The organism is Wansuia hejianensis (assembly GCF_014337215.1).
GTDB classification, from domain to species: Bacteria; Bacillota; Clostridia; order Lachnospirales; family Lachnospiraceae; genus Scatomonas; species Scatomonas hejianensis.
In genome coordinates, this window is sequence record NZ_CP060635.1 from 208,119 (window position 1) to 227,193 (window position 19,075).

At 50.1% G+C, this 19,075-nt stretch carries 18 protein-coding genes, 1 CRISPR repeat array and 1 other annotated feature; of the genes, 13 read left to right on the forward strand and 5 right to left on the reverse strand.

From position 1 onward, the window contains the following. Window positions 1–28 precede the first annotated feature (28 nt). The 13 genes from cas1c to H9Q79_RS01040 all read left to right on the forward strand — a co-directional run bounded on the left by cas1c (window position 29) and on the right by H9Q79_RS01040 (window position 15,895). On the forward strand, window positions 29–1,060 hold the full coding sequence (cas1c, locus tag H9Q79_RS00980) for a type I-C CRISPR-associated endonuclease Cas1c (protein ID WP_249329019.1): 1,032 nt from the start codon (window positions 29–31) through the stop codon (window positions 1,058–1,060). An 11-nt stretch (window positions 1,061–1,071) separates the two neighbouring features. Continuing rightward, entirely contained in the window at window positions 1,072–1,362 is a 291-nt protein-coding gene (gene cas2, locus H9Q79_RS00985; RefSeq protein ID WP_249329020.1) for a CRISPR-associated endonuclease Cas2, read from the forward strand. A 170-nt stretch (window positions 1,363–1,532) separates the two neighbouring features. Continuing rightward, a CRISPR array of direct repeats spans window positions 1,533–3,552; the repeat unit is 32 nt; unit sequence GAAGTCGCCCCTGTTGGGGCGTGGATTGAAAT. A gap of 534 nt (window positions 3,553–4,086) precedes the next feature. After that, window positions 4,087–4,821, forward strand: a complete 735-nt coding sequence (locus H9Q79_RS00990) for a DUF5058 family protein (RefSeq protein ID WP_249329021.1) — start codon at window positions 4,087–4,089, stop codon at window positions 4,819–4,821. Between the two features lie 12 nt (window positions 4,822–4,833). Continuing rightward, window positions 4,834–5,508, forward strand: a complete 675-nt coding sequence (locus H9Q79_RS00995) for a hypothetical protein (RefSeq protein WP_249329022.1) — start codon at window positions 4,834–4,836, stop codon at window positions 5,506–5,508. Window positions 5,509–5,520: 12 nt separating this feature from the next. After that, window positions 5,521–6,960, forward strand: a complete 1,440-nt coding sequence (locus tag H9Q79_RS01000; RefSeq protein ID WP_249329023.1) for a M20/M25/M40 family metallo-hydrolase — start codon at window positions 5,521–5,523, stop codon at window positions 6,958–6,960. Window positions 6,961–7,058: 98 nt separating this feature from the next. Next, window positions 7,059–8,162, forward strand: coding sequence for a UDP-galactopyranose mutase (glf, locus tag H9Q79_RS01005; RefSeq protein ID WP_249329024.1), 1,104 nt, complete (start codon window positions 7,059–7,061; stop codon window positions 8,160–8,162). A gap of 146 nt (window positions 8,163–8,308) precedes the next feature. Then, entirely contained in the window at window positions 8,309–9,124 is an 816-nt protein-coding gene (locus H9Q79_RS01010; RefSeq protein ID WP_249329025.1) for a helix-turn-helix transcriptional regulator, read from the forward strand. Window positions 9,125–9,223: 99 nt separating this feature from the next. Then, complete coding sequence (locus H9Q79_RS01015) at window positions 9,224–10,024, forward strand: SDR family oxidoreductase (protein WP_118648241.1); 801 nt, start codon at window positions 9,224–9,226, stop codon at window positions 10,022–10,024. A gap of 273 nt (window positions 10,025–10,297) precedes the next feature. Further along, window positions 10,298–11,320 carry a reverse transcriptase family protein gene (locus tag H9Q79_RS01020; protein WP_249329026.1) on the forward strand — a complete coding sequence of 341 codons (1,023 nt, stop codon included), beginning with the start codon at window positions 10,298–10,300 and terminating at the stop codon, window positions 11,318–11,320. A 42-nt stretch (window positions 11,321–11,362) separates the two neighbouring features. After that, window positions 11,363–12,394 carry a Gfo/Idh/MocA family protein gene (locus H9Q79_RS01025; protein WP_249329027.1) on the forward strand — a complete coding sequence of 344 codons (1,032 nt, stop codon included), beginning with the start codon at window positions 11,363–11,365 and terminating at the stop codon, window positions 12,392–12,394. A gap of 97 nt (window positions 12,395–12,491) precedes the next feature. Then, window positions 12,492–12,739: a binding site (T-box leader), on the forward strand. Window positions 12,740–13,044: 305 nt separating this feature from the next. Then, window positions 13,045–14,151 (forward strand): ABC transporter substrate-binding protein, encoded by a 1,107-nt coding sequence (locus H9Q79_RS01030; RefSeq protein WP_249329028.1) that lies wholly within the window; start codon window positions 13,045–13,047, stop codon window positions 14,149–14,151. A 27-nt stretch (window positions 14,152–14,178) separates the two neighbouring features. Then, window positions 14,179–15,090, forward strand: a complete 912-nt coding sequence (locus tag H9Q79_RS01035; RefSeq protein WP_249329029.1) for an ABC transporter permease — start codon at window positions 14,179–14,181, stop codon at window positions 15,088–15,090. 1 nt (window position 15,091) lies between these two features. Next, window positions 15,092–15,895: an ABC transporter ATP-binding protein gene (locus tag H9Q79_RS01040; protein ID WP_118648617.1), complete on the forward strand. Its 804-nt coding sequence runs from the start codon at window positions 15,092–15,094 to the stop codon at window positions 15,893–15,895. Between the two features lie 56 nt (window positions 15,896–15,951). Here H9Q79_RS01040 and H9Q79_RS01045 read toward each other — a convergent pair whose 3' ends face one another. From H9Q79_RS01045 to H9Q79_RS01065, 5 genes are read right to left on the reverse strand one after another with little or no spacing between them, the layout of a single operon-like run. After that, complete coding sequence (locus tag H9Q79_RS01045) at window positions 15,952–16,440, reverse strand: hypothetical protein (protein ID WP_118648619.1); 489 nt, start codon at window positions 16,438–16,440, stop codon at window positions 15,952–15,954. A gap of 14 nt (window positions 16,441–16,454) precedes the next feature. Next, complete coding sequence (locus tag H9Q79_RS01050) at window positions 16,455–16,742, reverse strand: hypothetical protein (RefSeq protein ID WP_249329030.1); 288 nt, start codon at window positions 16,740–16,742, stop codon at window positions 16,455–16,457. Between the two features lie 5 nt (window positions 16,743–16,747). Then, entirely contained in the window at window positions 16,748–17,521 is a 774-nt protein-coding gene (locus H9Q79_RS01055; RefSeq protein WP_249329031.1) for an ABC transporter permease, read from the reverse strand. Further along, window positions 17,518–18,231, reverse strand: coding sequence for an ABC transporter permease (locus H9Q79_RS01060; protein WP_249329032.1), 714 nt, complete (start codon window positions 18,229–18,231; stop codon window positions 17,518–17,520). Before H9Q79_RS01060 ends, H9Q79_RS01055 begins: the two co-directional genes overlap by 4 nt. Next, on the reverse strand, window positions 18,228–18,983 hold the full coding sequence (locus H9Q79_RS01065) for an ABC transporter ATP-binding protein (protein ID WP_249329033.1): 756 nt from the start codon (window positions 18,981–18,983) through the stop codon (window positions 18,228–18,230). The genes H9Q79_RS01060 and H9Q79_RS01065 overlap by 4 nt, the downstream gene beginning before the upstream one ends. Between the last annotated feature and the right edge of the window lie 92 nt (window positions 18,984–19,075).

Sequence of the window (19,075 nt, forward strand, 5' to 3'; positions counted from 1 at the left end):
GATTGGGGCAGCCCTGTTAGGAGATAAGATGAGAAAATTGCTGAACACGTTATATGTGACTTCTGAAGATAGTTATCTGGCACTAGATGGTGAAAACGTAGTTGTTCTAGATAAAGAAAAAGAGATCGGAAGACTTCCCTTGCATAATCTGGAAGGGATTGTCTCGTTTGGATATAGAGGAACTAGTCCGGCATTGATGGGTGCTTGTGCGGATCGCAATATTTCTTTATGTTATTTAACTCCTCAGGGTAAATTTCTCGCGAGAGTAACGGGAAAAGTGCGAGGGAATGTTGTTTTGAGGGATCAGCAGCATAAAATCTGCAGTGATAAAGAGAAAAGTATGGCAATAGCCCGGAATTGTATTCTCGGGAAAGTCTATAATGCCCGTTGGGTGTTAGAGCGTGCTCTGCGGGATCACAGTATGCAGATTGATGTGGAAGCGGTGAGACGTGCTTCCTGCAAATTAAAGCATTCTATTGAATTGATTCGGTCCAGTGAATCTAAAGACCAGTTAAGAGGGTATGAGGGAGAAGCAGCCAGTGTGTATTTTGGAGTGTTTGATGAATTAATTCTGCAGCAGAAAAAGGAATTTATTTTTAAAGGAAGAAATAAAAGGCCGCCCATTGACAACACAAATGCATTGCTTTCGTTTATCTATACGCTATTAACAAATATGATGGCTTCGGCTTTAGAAACGGCAGGCTTAGACCCATATGTTGGATATCTGCATACACAACGGCCTGGAAGAGCCTCGTTAGCCTTGGATATGATAGAGGAGCTGAGAGCGGTGCTGGCAGACCGTTTTGTTTTATCTCTCATTAATAAAAAAATGATCAGTGGAAAGCAATTCCAGAAAAAAGAAAATGGCGCTATAATCATGGGAGATGAACTGCGGAAGATTGTGATTACTGAATGGCAGAATAAGAAGAAAGAAACATTGACGCATCCTTATCTAAATGAAAAGGTCGAGTGGGGAATGGTGCCTTATGTTCAGGCATTGCTGTTAAGCCGATATCTCCGCGGAGACCTGGATGGATATCCTGTATTTTTGTGGAAATGAGGTGAAAGCAGATGTTAGTGCTGATTACGTACGATGTAAATACAGAAACAGCTGCCGGAAGAACACGATTGAGAAAAGTAGCCAAGCAATGTGTAAATTATGGGAGAAGGGTACAGAATTCAGTGTTTGAATGCCTTTTAGATCAGGCGCAGAGCCTGTTATTAAAAGAGAAATTGTCAGAGATTATTGATAATGAAGTAGACAGCCTTAGGTTTTATTACCTGGGTAATAACTATGAAACTAAAGTTGAGCACATAGGAATTGAAAGGGGGATCAGAGCAGATCAGACCTTAATACTATAGTGCGAACCCCAAGCAAACATAAAAAACCTGATAGATTCGCACCTGAAAAAATGCACAAAATTTCTGATTACCCAAGAAAAAAGAAATGATTAAAACAGGAATAAATGTTCATAATTGTAGCTTTTGGCAATTTTTTTCAGATATTTAAGAAAATATTATTGAAATTTGCAGAAGTCGCCCCTGTTGGGGCGTGGATTGAAATATCAATTATTACATACTTCACATAGTCGACAGTATCGAAGTCGCCCCTGTTGGGGCGTGGATTGAAATAGCATTAATAGACATATTGTAACACCAAAAGTCGAAGTCGCCCCTGTTGGGGCGTGGATTGAAATTAAGTTGGTGAACCGTGTCCGGGTAAGGAATGTACGAAGTCGCCCCTGTTGGGGCGTGGATTGAAATAAGGTAACAGATCCATGATCGTGCGCGTATGGGGGAAGTCGCCCCTGTTGGGGCGTGGATTGAAATTGGATGATACTGCTTTGAACTGTATGACCACTTCAGAAGTCGCCCCTGTTGGGGCGTGGATTGAAATTCATCCTGTGTGGGCCTCGTGTCGCCGCCTGTAGGAAGTCGCCCCTGTTGGGGCGTGGATTGAAATTAATTCAGGACGGGTATGTCCATTATGCCTATCGAGAAGTCGCCCCTGTTGGGGCGTGGATTGAAATCTTTCAGCGTAGCACCAGAAACAATCCGTTTATCGAAGTCGCCCCTGTTGGGGCGTGGATTGAAATTACATCGCATGTGATTACAGGAGCGACAGCAACGAAGTCGCCCCTGTTGGGGCGTGGATTGAAATGTCATCGGTGGTATGAATCTTTGTTTCCGGCTCAGAAGTCGCCCCTGTTGGGGCGTGGATTGAAATACTGTATTCTGCCGGATTGTGTGGTGTACGGCGTAGAAGTCGCCCCTGTTGGGGCGTGGATTGAAATCCATACTTTATATCAACCCTTCCGGGAGATATCTCGAAGTCGCCCCTGTTGGGGCGTGGATTGAAATTTAACACAGCAATACAGTCAGCGGAAGAATATAGAAGTCGCCCCTGTTGGGGCGTGGATTGAAATGTCTGCCGAGTACCCAGCCGCCTTACTGGATACTGAAGTCGCCCCTGTTGGGGCGTGGATTGAAATCTGATGGGTGATCACGGCAGAAGTCCTCAACAGTGAAGTCGCCCCTGTTGGGGCGTGGATTGAAATACTATAACCGACACCTCTTGAGTATCCACCATGCAGAAGTCGCCCCTGTTGGGGCGTGGATTGAAATACCGTATTCCATGCTTACTGATATAATGCGGTTCGGAAGTCGCCCCTGTTGGGGCGTGGATTGAAATATACTCTTTTTGGTGATGAACGCCATAACGGTGAGAAGTCGCCCCTGTTGGGGCGTGGATTGAAATAAAAGATGCAAGCTTGGGGGGATCGCTTGTTTTTGAAGTCGCCCCTGTTGGGGCGTGGATTGAAATTGCCGCATTCACAACAATCTGTATATCCGTGTCTCGAAGTCGCCCCTGTTGGGGCGTGGATTGAAATCGTGAAGTACCAGTACGGATCAGACGCATTTTTGAAGTCGCCCCTGTTGGGGCGTGGATTGAAATCGCGGGGAGTCGGTGTGTGACGCTGACTTCCCGGAAGTCGCCCCTGTTGGGGCGTGGATTGAAATTCCGTTATGTCATACATGCTCCCGTCATTCAGCACGAAGTCGCCCCTGTTGGGGCGTGGATTGAAATTGGAAGTGCTATACAGCACAGCCGGCCGGATAGGCGAAGTCGCCCCTGTTGGGGCGTGGATTGAAATCGATGAGCAAACGCTATGGATCAAGTATAGCTCTCGAAGTCGCCCCTGTTGGGGCATGGATTGAAATATAAGTATTTATAATATCGCGAAGTGCACGTTCGGAAGTCGCCCCTGTTGGGGCGTGGATTGAAATTTCGTAAATGATCCGTGCTCGTTTCCGGAGGGTTGGAAGTCGCCCCTGTTGGGGCGTGGATTGAAATTGTCAAGCGGGTGTCTGTATCCGCCGCTTCCTGGAAGTCGCCCCTGTTGGGGCGTGGATTGAAATCACCCTGATACGGGCTGAAAAACCCGATCAGGCGAAGTCGCCCCTGTTGGGGCGTGGATTGAAATATGAAGAAGCCCTTAATTTGGCTACTAAAATGGGGAAGTCGCCCCTGTTGGGGCGTGGATTGAAATCTTTCCGGACTTGTAAACATCTGCCCATGCCTGGAAGTCGCCCCTGTTGGGGGGCGTGGATTGAAATACCAATGCAGAAGGCGAGAAACTGACGCAGGGAGTCGAAGTCGCCCCGTTGGGGCGTGGGTTGAAATTATAATTTCCAGCACGATAAAAGCCGGATTCTGGAGAAGTCGCCTCTGTTGGGGCATGGATTGAAATTCTGTCCTGCTTATCATAATCTGCAGTCACCTGCGAAGTCGCCCCTGGTGGGACATGGATTGTAATATTTTCCTTACATGAAGTTCAAAAGAAGAATCACCTAAGTGTTTGAAGTGTTAACAGATTACCTGATTACAAAAATACTATGCACAATATAAATCCCCCGCATCTTGAAGTGTTATGAGCTATATGATAATATAAAATATAAATAATCTAATATAACCGCATAATTTCTCTGACATAATTGATTTTTTCCTCACTTCCAACTGAAAGTTATTCCGTCTGGGACAGGCGGGATTTATATATATAATGAATATTCAGGGAGGAGATCGTGATGAAATTCAATGTTAACAGTCCGATTCTGTTCGTCATGGTAGGCATTTTGATTTTGGTTGTGCTTGCTCAGTCGGTATTTTTTCTGGTCCGCGCCTTGAGGCGTGCTAAAGAAATCGGAATGGAGAAAACGGTAATCAAAAAAACAATCTCATCGTCGGCAGTTTTTACAATAGCTCCCGCTATTGCAATTCTCGTCGGCGTCATTACCTTGTCAAAGAGCCTTGGTGTGGCCCTTCCCTGGCTGCGCCTTTCGATCATCGGCTCGCTCACCTATGAAACGGTCGCCGCTGGAACAGCTTTGCAGGAGCTGGGTCTGGGGCTGGGCACGCAGGTTGCGAATCCTTCTGATTACGTGACTGTAGTGTTTGTCATGACCACCGGTATCATCATCGGCCTTCTTCTCGTTCCGCTGATTACGAAAAAGATCCAGGGCGGGATGATGAAGATTGAAAAGATAGACAAAAAATGGGGCGAGATTTTTACAAACGCCATGTTTCTTGGGATGATATCTGCATTTCTCGGATACGTTTTCTGTGATGTGACAAATGTGTTCCACGGCGATACGTCGGGACTCATTCCCGTTTGTGTGATGATTTTTTCAGCGATCGTGATGGCCTGCTGTGGTATACTGTCGAAGACTCTGAAGCAGCGCTGGATCACAGACTATGCCCTGCCGTTCAGCCTGGTCTGCGGCATGCTGTCCGCAATACCGCTGACAGCCTGGTTAGGATAAGGAGGTATGGAGATGAGTGGTAAAAAAGAACTAACCTATCTGGAAAGCGTACACAGGGACGGGCGGGCCTGGGGCTTGCTTCTGTTTTTTCTGATTCTCTTTTTCCCCTTTGGAGTGGCAATCATCTTCCAGGCCTGGCCAAATTGGGGAGCGCTGGCCAGAGGAACCCTGGCAATTCTGCCCATGTACTGGGCGGTGGGAATCGTGGAAATATTTACATATGTGCCGATGCTGGGGGCGGGCGGGGCCTATCTTTCCTTTGTGACTGGCAATATTTCCAATCTCAAGCTGCCCTGCGCACTGGATGCCATGGAGCGTGCGGGAGTGAAGGCAAATACGGAAGAAGGGGAGATCATTTCTACAATCTCTATCGCTGTGTCCAGTATAGTCACCACGGTGATCATTGTTATCGGAGTCATCCTGATCATCCCGTTGACGCCGGTTCTTTCCTCCGAGACGCTCAGTGTTGCCTTTGCACAGCTTCTGCCGGCGCTGTTCGGGGGGCTGGCTGTCGTATTCGTATCAAAAAATCTTAAACTGGCGATCTTCCCGATGATATTGATGCTCGTGCTGTTTATTTTTGTTCCTGCGCTGAATGCGAGTACGGTGGGGATCATGGTTCCCGTCGGCGTACTGTTCACTCTTGCGGTTGCCAGGATCATGTACAAAAAAGGAATGCTTTCCTAAAGGGGGGAAATTATGTGGTATATAATCATTGCTGTGATAGCGGTTATCGTCCTGTTTTTGGCGGTGGTCCTGATCCGCACTTTGAATTTTAAGCCTAAAAAAAATGTGGAAGTTTTTGAAAATGAAGAGGTGTTTGACCGGGAAAAAGCAGTGGAAAACCTTCAGAAGCTGGTGCGGTGCAAGACAGTGTCCTGCTATGAAAGGGCGCAGGAGGATGAAGCTGAATTTGAAAAGCTGATTTCTCTTCTGCCGGAGCTGTATCCCCATGTGGCGGAAAACTGTCCGATGACCAGGATGGAAGACCGGGGACTGCTCTTTCAATGGGCGGGAAAAGCGCACGAAGCGCCGTCTGTGATGATGGCCCATTATGATGTGGTGCCGGTGCATGAAGAAGACTGGGTGAAGCCTCCTTTTGAGGGAATTCTGGAAGACGGAGTCTTATGGGGAAGGGGCGCTCTTGACACGAAAGTAACCTTTAACGCCGTGCTGACAGCGGCGGATCATCTGATTGCACAGGGTTATGTGCCGGAGCAGGATATCTATTTCGCATTTTCAGGCGGTGAGGAGGTTAACGGGCCGGGGGCTGTACATATTGTGGAGTTCTTTGAACAGAATGGCATTCGGCCTGCGCTTGTGGTCGATGAGGGCGGGGCCGTTGTGAAAGATGTGTTCCCAGGGGTATCAGCTCCCTGCGGCCTGATCGGCATTGCTGAAAAAGGACTGATGGATGTGGAATATAAAGCAAAATCCAATGGCGGCCACGCTTCCGCGCCGAAGCCCCACACTCCGGTGGGTATTCTGTCGGAGGTTTGCTGCAGAATAGAGAACCACCCGTTCAAATCCCATATCACCAAACCGGTGGCGGAGATGTTTGATACACTGGGACGTCATTCTTCTTTCCTTTACAGGATAATCTTTTCCAACCTTTGGTGTTTTTCAGGCGTGCTGGATTCGCTGTGCAAAAAAAGCGGCGGAGAGCTGAATGCTCTGATGCGCACTACCGTTGCCTTTACCAGGATGAGCGGCAGCAAGACCTCCAATGTGATACCGCCGGAAGCAGCCATGGTGTCTAATATCCGGCTGAATCCGGAAGACACCATGGACAGTGCACTGGAATATATCCGGAATGCTGCCGGCCATCCGGAGGTTGAGATCACGAAGATCCAGGGGATGAATCCAAGTCCTGTTTCCGAGACAAATTGCCCGGCATGGGATAAGGTGGCCAGGGCTGTGGTTTCAACCTGGAAAGGCGCGCTGGTGTCGCCGTATCTGATGGTTCAGTGTTCAGACAGCCGTCATTATGGAAAGATTTCGGATCATGTATACAGGTTTTCAGCCATGGATCTGACTTCGGAGGAACGGGGCACGATTCACGGCAATAACGAGCGCATCCGGGTGGAGACGGCACAGCGGGCCGTAGAATTCTATATCCGTCTGATGAAACAGTGCTGAAGAAGGCAGCAGCGTTGCGAGAGTGTCGGTAACGGCTTGCGCTGGCCGGGGAAATCCGCTATACTGGTATCATATAACAGAATCTGGAGGAAAGACCTTTGAGCTATGATTATCTGATAGTCGGGGCAGGCCTGTTCGGCGCCGTATTTGCCCATGAGGCTGTCAAAAGAGGAAAAAAATGCCTGGTGATTGATAAAAGAGATCATGTGGCAGGTAATATCTACTGTGAGGAAATCGAAGGGATTAATGTCCACAAATATGGGGCGCATATTTTCCACACCTCGGATAAGGAGATATGGAATTATGTCAGTCAGTTTGCTGAGTTTAATAACTATATTAACTCCCCCATCGCTGTATACAGGGACGAGCTTTATAATCTGCCGTTCAATATGAATACCTTCAGCAAGATGTGGAAGATCCGCACGCCTCAGGAGGCGAAGGACATAATTGCCGGGCAGATCGCCAGCCTGAATATTCAAAATCCGCAGAATCTGGAGGAGCAGGCTCTTTCCCTGGCGGGGAAGGACGTATATGAGAAGCTGATCAAGGGTTATACGGAAAAGCAATGGGGCAGGGACTGCAGGGAGCTTCCCGCTTTTATCATTAAACGTTTGCCGTTCCGTTTTACCTATGACAACAATTATTTTAATGACCGTTTTCAGGGAATCCCTATGGGCGGCTATACAAAAATTGTGGAAAAACTTCTGGAGGGCAGCGAAGTGCTGACCGGAACCGATTACTTCCAGTTTCGGGAAGGCCATCAGGGTATCGCCGCGAAGACAGTATTTACCGGCATGATCGATGAATATTTCGGTTACCGGCTGGGAGCGCTGGAGTACCGGAGCGTCCGTTTTGAGACAGAGGTTCTGGACTGTGATAATTACCAGGGCAACGCGGTGGTCAACTATACCGAACGTGAGGTCCCATACACGCGGATCATCGAGCACAAGCATTTTGAATTTGGCAAACAGGAAAAGACAGTGATTTCACGGGAATATTCTTCTGAGTGGAAGGTGGGGATGGAACCCTACTATCCAGTAAATGATGAGAAAAATACAAAGCTGTATGAGAAATACAGGGAGCTGGCCGGCAAGGAAGAGAAGGTCATTTTCGGCGGGCGGCTGGGACAGTACAGATATTATGATATGGATAAGGTGATAGCGGCAGCCCTGGAAGCTGTGAATGCCGAATTTAGAGTGTAAACGTTCTGATGAGAAACAGAGGAGGGCGATGGCATGAAGGTGCTGATGCTCTCCTTTTTATTGCACAGGAAAGGTTTCAGTGGTTCTGAGCGTGGAAAAAATAATACGGCTTGCAGATCGTTTCATGGATTTTGGAGGGAAAAATTATGGACAGAGAGGTGAGGCTGCCGCTTCATATTGCGTTGCCAGGCATGGATGTGCTGCTGACAGAGGAGTTTTTCTTAGGTATGGAAGACCGCCCGCCGGTACGCCACAGCCATTCATGCTTTGAACTCATTTGCGTTGAAGAGAGAGCCGGTGTCCGGTTTCTTCTGATACCGCCGCTCACGGTACATCTGGCAGAGGATGTCAGAAGAGGAGATATAGTGAGTATAAAATCCATACTGATTACATTTTCCGGACCGGAATCAGATGAAATGGGAGATATCTGCGGCGTACTGCGTGAACTGAAAGAACCGGTGGAGATCCAGGATAGCTTTGGAGGCTCTGAAAGGCTCTGCGGCCTCATGACTGCGCTGAATGACAGCCGGCCCGGTCAGAAGGAAAAGCTGGAGGCGGAGCTGAGGCTTTTGCTTGTAAATCTTTCCCGAGAACTGTATGGGGACAGGCGTGCTGCCGCAGAACTGCCACATACGCTGGATGAAGAAAGAACCGGGCTGCTGGAGGAATACTTTCATTTTCATTTCATGGATTCCCAGTGCAGCAAGAGCCAGCTGGCTGCGTACATCGGAGTCAGCGAACGGCAGCTGTCGAGGATTCTTGAAGAGCAGTACCACAGTAACTTCTCTTCGATTCTCCAACAGGTGAGAATGAGCTTCGCCCAGGCTTTGATAGAGAACGGTGAGACTTCCGCGGAGATGATCGCCGCTGCTGCCGGTTATCCATCGGCAGCGGCCTTCAAAAGGGCGTATAAAAATGTCTGCGGCCGCAACTTCCAGACCGTGCTGCAAAACAGGACATGACGCCGCAAAAGTTGTCCTGTGCACGCTATTGCGGGAGCTGTGAGCCTGTGCTATCCTGAAGGCAACAGAATCAATCAGGGAAAGGCAGGCAGATAAAATATGGGAAAAGACCTGTTTACTATGGAAGGGAAAACCGTGGTTTTTACCGGAGGCTGCGGCAGCCTGGGGCGTGTTATGGTAAAAGCTTTGCTGGAGTACGGGGCCGCCGTGGCGGTGTTGGGCAGACGGGACAGGCTGGATGAGTCTTATGAGGAATACCGCAGGAATGGAAGACTTTCGGTGATCCCAACGGATCTGAGCAAATCAGAAGACACCAGAGAGGGATTCCGAAAAGCGGAAGAACAGTTTGGGAGTCTGGATGTGCTGGTGAACTGTGCGGCATATGGCGGCGGAGCCGGCGGAAAAAGCTGTGAATACAGGCTGGACAGGATAACTGATGAGATATGGGAGGAAGGAGTGGACGGCACGCTGAATATAACATTTCGCTGTACAAGGGAGATTCTTCCGTATTTTGACAGGCAGGGCGGTGGAAATATTGTCAATATCGCATCGATGTATGGGATGATCGCTCCGGATTTTGCGGTCTATGGCAGCGATATCCCCTGGAATCCGCCCACCTACGGCGCGGGAAAGGCCGGCGTCCTGCAGTTCACCCGTTATTGTGCGTCCGCTCTGGCCCGGCGGAACATTCGCGTGAACAGTATAACCCCGGGGCCGTTCCCGAACATCTCGCTGGATACAGACCAGGAATTTATCAGGCGTCTGAGCGGAAAAACCATGATGAACCGTACCGGAAAGCCTGAAGAGCTTAACGGTGCGCTGCTGTTGCTGTGTTCTGAGGCGTCTTCCTTTATGACGGGTACTAATATCATAGTCGACGGAGGGATGACGCAGTGGTGAGAGCTTAACGAATTTAATTGCAACTTCACCCTGCAGATGATATGCTAAAGAAGCAGGGACAATAGTATATCTGGGTTTGCCTGATAACTGACAGCATGTCCAGCCGGATGGCGAGTCGCCGTCTGGTAAAGAAAAAGAAGCCATAAGACTTTCAGATGCTCCGAGGTACTTCAGCACACTAGCGTGTGCAGGCGGCTGCGCCTGTGTACATCTGCGCATCTTACAGAATCACCTTATTGTATTGTCCCTGTATATGAGGTGGAGATGGAGTATATGACAACCTATTTATCGCGCTGCGCAAGCAGAGAGTACGATTTGTGGAAATATTGTACAAAAGAACAGATTCATGAGATGCTGCTGTCATTCCGCCTTCTGGAAGGTGCACCGGTGCGTGAGGAAAAAAAGCTGGCATGTCTATATGCTGTCAGCAATCATGTAAGACAGCACTATCACACTGCTCAGATTGTAAAACAAAGTGGTGGAGTACGCCGTCTGCTGATACCGGACGCGTTACTGGGCACTATACAGAGAAATCTGCTGCATCATGTGCTGGATGGATTTTCAGTTTCAGCCTATGCTACTGCCTACAAAAAGAAAGCGACGGTGTTGGATAACGCACGAGCGCATGTGGGAAGAGAACGAATTATGAAATTGGATATTGAAAACTTCTTTTCAAGTATCACATATCCATTGATTTATCAATCGGTTTTTCCGGCTATCTATTTTCCGCCTGCAGTGAGGCGGATGCTGACAGAATTTTGCTGCTATGAAGAGTATCTTCCGCAAGGGGCGCCTACTTCTCCGGCAATCTCCAATTTGGTAATGAAATCATTCGATAACTATATGGGTGCATGGTGTGAGGAACGGGAGATTAACTATACCCGTTATAGTGATGATATGACGTTTTCCGGTCTGTTTGATGAAAAGAAGCTCAAGCGCAAAGTCAGGAATTATCTGCTGGCCATGGGGTTTGAACTGAATGAGAAGAAAACCCGTCTGCTTGGTCGGCATACCAGACAGACGGTGACAGGAATTGTAGTGAATGAAAAACCTGATGTGGGACGTGCTTATAGAAGAAAAGTCCGCGCAGAGGTATATTACTGTAAAAAATATGGGGCAGTTGAGCATTTGCGGCGATGTGAAAAGAAAGAATGGATGAACGGTGGCCAGCCGGATGCTGCCCGGTACCTGCAGCATTTACTGGGAAAGATTCAGTTTGTTCTGCAGATTTCCCCGGAGGATGCACAGTTTAGGGCGGCAAGGGAAGACGTCCAAAGTATGATGAGGAATATATAGAAAGGGAGTTATTTATAAACAACAGTCGTCAGGGGAGTAGTGATGAAAGGAAAACGTATGAATGAATTGAATTTTTGTGTCGCAGGTGCTGGCTCCATCGGACGCCGCCACCTGCGGCTGTTAAAGGAGCGGGGGGATATCCGGCTGTCCGTTGTGGAGCCTTCTGAGAAAAGCTGGGCCAGAATAGTGGAGGAGATGGGGGAATTCCGCCGTTTCCATACACTGGAAGAGGCCCTGGTTTCCGGAAACCTGGACGCTGTGGTAATCGCTACCCCTCACGGTATGCATGCGGAAATGTCCATTCAGGCACTGGATGCGGGGGTAAATGTTTTCTGTGAAAAACCCATGAGTGATTCCGTGGAAGAGTGTATGGCTATGCAGGAGGCCGTTCAGCGAAGCGGAAAAGTGTTTTCTGTGGGCTTCATGTTCCATTTTGATCCCTTTATCCGAAAGATCAGAGAAATCCTGATGAGCGGGCGCATCGGAACACCGGTACATTTTTACAGCAGGCTGGGAACCTACAACACTTTACTGTGTTCTGTTTCCCGTCACCAGGCGTATACGCCATATTCAATCATCATGGATTGTATCCATGACACAGACCTTTTGTGCTGGCTCACGGGCCGTGTGCCGGATTATGTATTCATGAACGGCATCCAGGCAGGAGCGCTGGAGCTCACTTCTGCACCCAATGTGATCGACGCCGTTTACCGCTATGCTGACGGGACATTCGCCGCTCATTCACATTTCAACTATGTACAGCATCCTCAGGTGCACACCCTTGAGATCACAGGTGATCGGGGTTATATTCAGGGGGATTTTATGACGGCCAGGATCACTGCGGCTACATTCGGAGGAGAGATGGAAATTGTCACGGCAGAGCGGCAGTTCGACGATGTGTACCGCGCGGAGTGGGAATGGTTCGTCAAAGCCGTCCGCGGAGAAACCAGTCCGGAAAATCCGGCTGCCTCTGCCATACTGCCCACGCTCCTGATGCACGCACAGATGGAATCTGCCAGAAATGGACGGGAAGCAGACGTACGGGAAATCGCGGGACGTTACGGATTTCTTTAAGAGAATGAAGGAGGGAGACTGGCTGGGACGGCGGCGTGGCATAAATTAGGGATTGACAAATCTCTGCCTGCTCCATATAATAAAAAATGATAAGATATTTAAACCTGTGACGAAGAGAAGTAACTGGTTATGAGAACTTGCAGAGAGTCCCGGATGGTGGAAGCGGGGCAGGGATCAGCCGGTGAATGGGCTTTGGAGGGCGGACCGAACGGGAAGACCAAGTAGGGACCGACGGGCATCCCACCCGTTATCCGTCGGGACGCGTATGGATGGTACGTGTAAGCGAGTGGACGTTTTTACGTCAATTTGGGTGGTATCGCAGAAGCAAGAGCTTTTGTCCCATGTATTGGGGCAAGGGCTTTTTTTATATCATAGGAAAGTGCGTCCTATGATATAAAAACCCTCCGGGGGATCGCACTTCGGCGGAGAGGAAGAGTGTTGCAAATGCAACCCGCCGCAGGCGGAGAATCTCGCTTGCGAGATTCTTTCTTGTTACACTGGAAAGCTTTTTGAACCTTCCCGTGTAATATCCCCTCCGGGCGGGAGGCGCTAGGCGTGCTGGGGAAAGCTGTATTTGCAGCCGCATATCAGCGTGCAAAGTAAGAGGACATCTGCTGCTCAAAACATCATATCTTAAGGAGGACAGTAAAATGAAAAATCAGGCATTTATGAAAAAGGTATTAGCGGTAACTGCAGCAGCAGCGATGGGATTGTCTCTGACTGCCTGTTCAGGCGGAGCAGCTTCCGGTTCCGGCAGCGATTCATCGGGAGCATCGTCCGCATCAGGGGCAACATCCGTCCAGGGAGCGTCAGCCCCATCGGATTCATCTTCTGTATCCGGCGGGACGGCGGCAAAGGATACCTATAAGATAGCGGTCGTTAAGCAGATGGACCATGCGTCGCTGGATGAGATTGCCGGTGCGGTCACGGCGGAACTGGACGTGATTGCAGAGGAGAATCATATTACTATTGAATATGAGGTTTATTCGGGACAGGGGGAGCAGACGGTACTGAAGCAGATCGGGGATCAGGCTATTGCGGACGGAGTGGACGCCATCATCCCTATAGCGACCCTGGCGGCTCAGGTCATGGCCGTATGCGCGGAGGATACGCAGACGCCTGTGATCTATGCGGCGATCTCTGATCCGGAGGCGGCAGAGGTAACAGGCATTGATTATGTTACAGGGACCAGCGATGCCCTCAATACAGATTTTATCATAGACATGATGCTGAAACAGAATCCGGATACGAAGAAAGTAGGGCTTTTGTATTCTCTGTCGGAGCCTAATTCAGCGACTCCGGTTGCGGAAGCCAGGGAATATCTGGACAGCAAGGGAGTTGGGTACGTGGAAGCGACGGGTAACACCAATGATGAAGTGATCGCGGCGGCCAGCGTTCTGGTTTCTGAAGGAGTGGATGCGGTCTTCACGCCCACTGACAATATTGTGATGGCGGCAGAGATGGCGATTGCAGGGACCTTTGCCGAAGCCGGGATTCCCCATTATACCGGCGCTGATTCCTTCGTAAGAAACGGAGCGTTTGCCACCTGCGGCGTGAATTATACGGATCTGGGAACGAAGACGGCGGATCTGGCATATCAGGCCATTACAGATGGAATGGGCGGTATGGAAGATTATTATAAGATGGACGGGGGAATCATTACCGTAAATACGGAAACCGCGGAAACGCTGAAAGCGGATTATTCTATGTTTGCCAGCATGGGCGAACTGGTGGAGGTATCTACAACAGAGGAATAAGCCTCTGACCGGAAAGGAGATTTTGTTATGCTGTTTATCACCCAAACGGCTCTGGAGCTGGGCTTTATGTACGCGCTGGTATCCATGGCCCTCTATCTCAGCTACCGTGTGCTGGACATTGCGGATCTGACCACGGACGGCAGCTTTGTGCTGGGAACCGCGGTGGCGGTCTCCATGGCGGCGGCGGGGCATCCGCTTCTGGCTTTTCCGGCAGCCATGGCGGCTGGCGCCGGTGCAGGGTTCGTCACCGCGTTTCTCCAGACCCGTCTGGGAGTACCGTCGATCCTGGCGGGAATCATAACCAACACTGGATTGTATACCATCAATCTGATGGCGATGGGATGGACCTCCAATGTGAATCTGCTGAAGCAGGAAACAGCGTTTACTCTGCTTAAGAAAACGGGAATCGGCGGGAGCTGGTATGAGCTGCTCCTGGCGGCGGGAATTACCGTGCTTGCAGGGGCTTTGCTGGTGTGGTTCCTGGGCACCCGTATCGGGCTTTCCATCCGTGCCACAGGGGATAACCGGGACATGGTGCGTGCCTCATCTATCAATCCTACTTTAACAATTACCGTGGGACTGTGTATCTCCAATGCCCTGACGGCCCTGTCAGGCGCAGTGGTCGGGCAGATGCAGAAAACGGCCGATATCAACGGAGGCGCCGGGATTGTAGTCATCGGCCTGGCCTGCCTGATCATCGGAGAAACGGTGGTTGGGCGCGGTTCAGGACTGCGGGGTGTGATTGCAGTCATCGTCGGCAGTGTGATCTATCGGTTTATTTATGCGGTTGTATTGAAAACCGGGATTGTACCCATAGAATGCCTGAAGCTGGTGACTGCGGTGATCGTCGCCCTGGCCATCGCCATGCCGGCCCTGAAAAAATATTTTGCCTTCCAGAAGCGCAAATGGGCGGCTTCCAGGCGGAAAGGGGGAAGGTAATATGCTGGATCTGGAGAATATAACCAAGACCTTTAATCCTGGTACAGTGAATGAAAAAAAGGCGCTGTCCGGCCTGAATCTCCATTTGGAGGAAGGTGACTTTGTGACGGTCGTAGGGTCCAACGGCGCGGGGAAATCTACAATGTTTAACGCGGTTGCAGGCAGCTTTTATGTAGATGAAGGCTCTATCTGCCTGGATGGAAGAAACATCACTTTTATGCAGGAGTACAGACGGAGCCGCATGATCGGACGTTTGTTCCAGGATCCGCTGAAAGGAACGGCTCCCCACATGACAATTGAAGAAAACCTGGCACTGGCTTATCTGCGGACTTCCAGAAAGGCAGCGCCCTTCAGCCGCGTGACCAGGAAAGATAAAGAATTTTTTCAGGAGAAGCTTAGTCTTTTGGGCATGGGATTGGAAGACAGGATGAGACAGCCGGTGGGGCTCTTGAGCGGCGGACAGCGGCAGGCGCTGACGTTGCTCATGGCAACGCTGGAGCCGCCCAGGCTGCTGCTGCTGGATGAGCATACGGCGGCTTTGGACCCTGGTACTGCGGAAAAAGTGCTGGAGCTGACCCGGGAGATCATCTCTGTGAACAGGATTACCTGTCTGATGGTCACTCACAACATGCATCAGGCACTGGCCCTGGGGAATCGGACGCTGATGATGGCAGATGGCTCTATTGTGCTGGATGTGTCGGGGCAGGAGAGGAGCGGTATGACAGTGGAGGATCTGTTGAAGAGATTCAGGGCCGGGACAGGGCGGGATCTGGACAATGACCGGATTCTGCTGTCAGATTCATAGAGGGCGCCGGAAGGGTGTCGCACAGCCATCTGACTGATGATTGTGCGGCATCTTCTTTATTTTATATCCATATGGAGAGAGCCTGTGAAATCCTCTCCTTTTAATAAAAAATAGTTGTCGCCTGCGTTCAGAGTAATTTCAGAGGCGCTTTCAGCATCCGCATCTGCCAGGACGTGTTCCTGCCCCCGTTCTATCCAGCGGATAGCGGCGGTTCCGGAGGCTATCTGAAGTGTGTAGGATACAGACAGTTTATCGCCCGCGCTTCTTTCAAGGGCTGTCCCGCCGAACAGATATTCTGTTCCGCTCCAGCTTTCATAAGCTGCCTCATATGTACCGGTGTAACCGTCTCTGCCCGGGAGCTTTTTGCCCTGCAGATCTCCGTCAGAGGTCAGCGCGTACCGGCTGAAGTCCTGCATGAAATTATTCCAGCTTCCCAGAAGCTCTTCTTTCCATTCAGTTCCTGTTTTATTTCCACAGCATCCGCTCAGCCCGGACAGCAAGCAGAGGGCTAATAAAATCACCGCAGCATTTTTAAAAATTCTCATAATGAATAGGCTCCTTACGACAGCTTTGTGACGGCCATCATGCAAAAGGCGGCTATGCCGCCTGCTGCGTACAGGCTGTTGATAACCAGGCAGACCTTCATCAGATTGTTCCGGACGTTTCCTTTTGTGTAAGCGAACAAAGTGAAAAGCCCGCTGAAGATCATAAAGGCTGAGTAACAGGATATCAGAGTTTCAGCCGCGGGTGATTCCAAAGCCCAGGCATTCATGCGCAGAAGCAGAAGCGTCCAGGGAAGAAACAGCATCGCGGTGCTGACGGCAGTCCATACATTTTTTTTCATCATAACAATCATTCACTCCTTTCAGAATGGCCAAACTGTATACAGGAAACGGTGAGACAGAGGACAGTGACCGCAGCGGCTGCCGGAATCAGAGGCAGCGGCCGCAGACAGGCGGAGAATATTCCGGGAGATAACCTGCCGTATTCTGTCATCAGCGTGTAAAAGGGATAGCACATGGGATAGGCGAACCATATTTTGGTATTGATCATCAGGACAGAGGGGACTATGGCAGCCAGCCCGATCCCGATGGAAAAAACCGGCGTCCGGATCAGTGTTGCGAGCATCCAGAATACGGCGGCCATGGGCAGAGAGGCCAGGTAAATCTCGCCTGTAATAGGGAGCACGTAGGACAAAGGCAGGATAAAGGGATAGTTCAGTAAATGTGTGGCCGCGGCAGCGCTGATATAATAAGCGGCGGCTGTCATCAGGAGCTGAATCACACCGAAGGACAGAAGAACCACGAATTTGGCGAGACACAGTCTTCCGGGATCCAGCGGCAGCGCCAGCATTTTCAGAATCCCGTTATTTTTCCGCTCTGTCTGGGTCAGCAGCACCGTACAGATGATGAACGTGGCGGGAATCATAAACCAGGCCATTCCCATATATCCCTGAATCAAAAAATTATGCTCCGGCGATATGGCTGCTGCCGCCGGCGTCAAATTTACCCGGGCATTGAGTATCGAAGGAAGCCACAAAATGGCTACTGGAAGCAGAAGGATGAAAAGTATCCTTGAGCGGCGAAGCTTGCGGAATTCTATTCCAAGAAGTGATAGAAAACTCATGATAAAGACCTCCTTACTGTCAGATATACCGGCTCCGCGGCGAAAAACAGGGCTGTTTCCGCGCCGGCCGCCAGCAGTGACAGGCTGATGCCGCCAGTGGGGAAGATGTTGAAAGGCATTGCAAAGGGAAACAGAGAAACTATTGTATGGTCATCTGGGATCAGCGTGGCGGCAAAGAGCAGAAACACTCCGGTACCCAGGGATATCCACATGTTTCTGCATGCGGAAGCAATGACGAGCATCAGCATGCATGCAGGAAACATAAGAAAGGCCGCGTATCCGGCGGTTTCTGCCAGTTCTGTCAGGGGAATCCGGGTATCCGGGAACCAGTGCAGGGCGCAAAAGGCCACGGAAAGGAATTCCAGAAGGATGCAGAGCAGGGAGGAGAGGGCCATTATCCCGAATTTTCCCAGGAACAGAGAAAACTGGCTGCATGGGAGAGCCTGCATTTTCTGAAGTGCGTTATCTGAATATTCCGTGTGGTACATGATGCAGGTTCCGCATATGGCCACCAGCAGGTTAAGCATTGCCATAAGCTGCCAGTTGGCGTTCAGGAGGATAACCAGTGGATTTCCGGGAAGGCTGGTAAACGTGCCGGACCGGACGGCCATATTGACAGCCGGAATCATGGAGGAAAGGACCCCTCCGGTGAGAATGGCCGGAAAGAATCCGGTCCGTTTTAATTTCAGGCATTCCAGGGACAGGATCATTCGTTGATACCCCCTTTCCGGTCATCGGCCTCAATGAGAGCCAGAAAGGTTTCTTCCAGATTGTCAGTGGGGAATCTGGATGACTGGGCCTTTGCCTTTAGTTCCTGGAGCGTGCCTTCGAAGAGCAGGCGGCCGTGGTTGAGAATGCCGACCGTATCGGCCATCAGTTCGATTTCCGGGAGTAGGTGTGAAGAAACCAGGACTGTACAATCATACTTTTCAGGAAGAGAGCGGATCAGTGTCCGGATTTCGTGAATGCCCACCGGGTCCAGCCCGTTGGTGGGTTCATCAAGTATGAGGATCGGAGGGCGGCCGATCAGAGCTCCGGCCAGGCCCAGGCGTTGTTTCATGCCCAGGGAATATTTTCGGGCAGGGCGGTGCTGGAATTCTGTTAGGCGGGTGAGCTCCAGGGCGTCATCCACGGCGCTGGATGGAAGCCCCAGAAGCTTCTGAATGATTTCCAGATTTTCCCTACCGCTCAGATTTCCATAATAAGCAGGAGATTCAATAAAAGATCCCACCTGCTTCAGAATCGCAGCCCGGTCCTTTGGAAAGCTCAGGCCTGCGATGGCAAAGCTTCCTCCTGAAGGGCGCGTCAGCCCCAGGAACATTTTCATGGTTGTAGATTTTCCTGCGCCGTTAGGCCCGAGAAAGCCATATACGCTTCCTTTGCGGATGTGAAGGTTCAGGGGTGATACCGCCGTGAAGCCTCCGTAAGTTTTAGTGAGATTACAGGTTTCTACTATATTCATTAATAATTCTCCTTTTCTGTACTCTGGAGTATACATTGCAGAACAGCAAAGCAATTCTATTTGGATTACCCCTGACAGCTTAAGTATAAGGC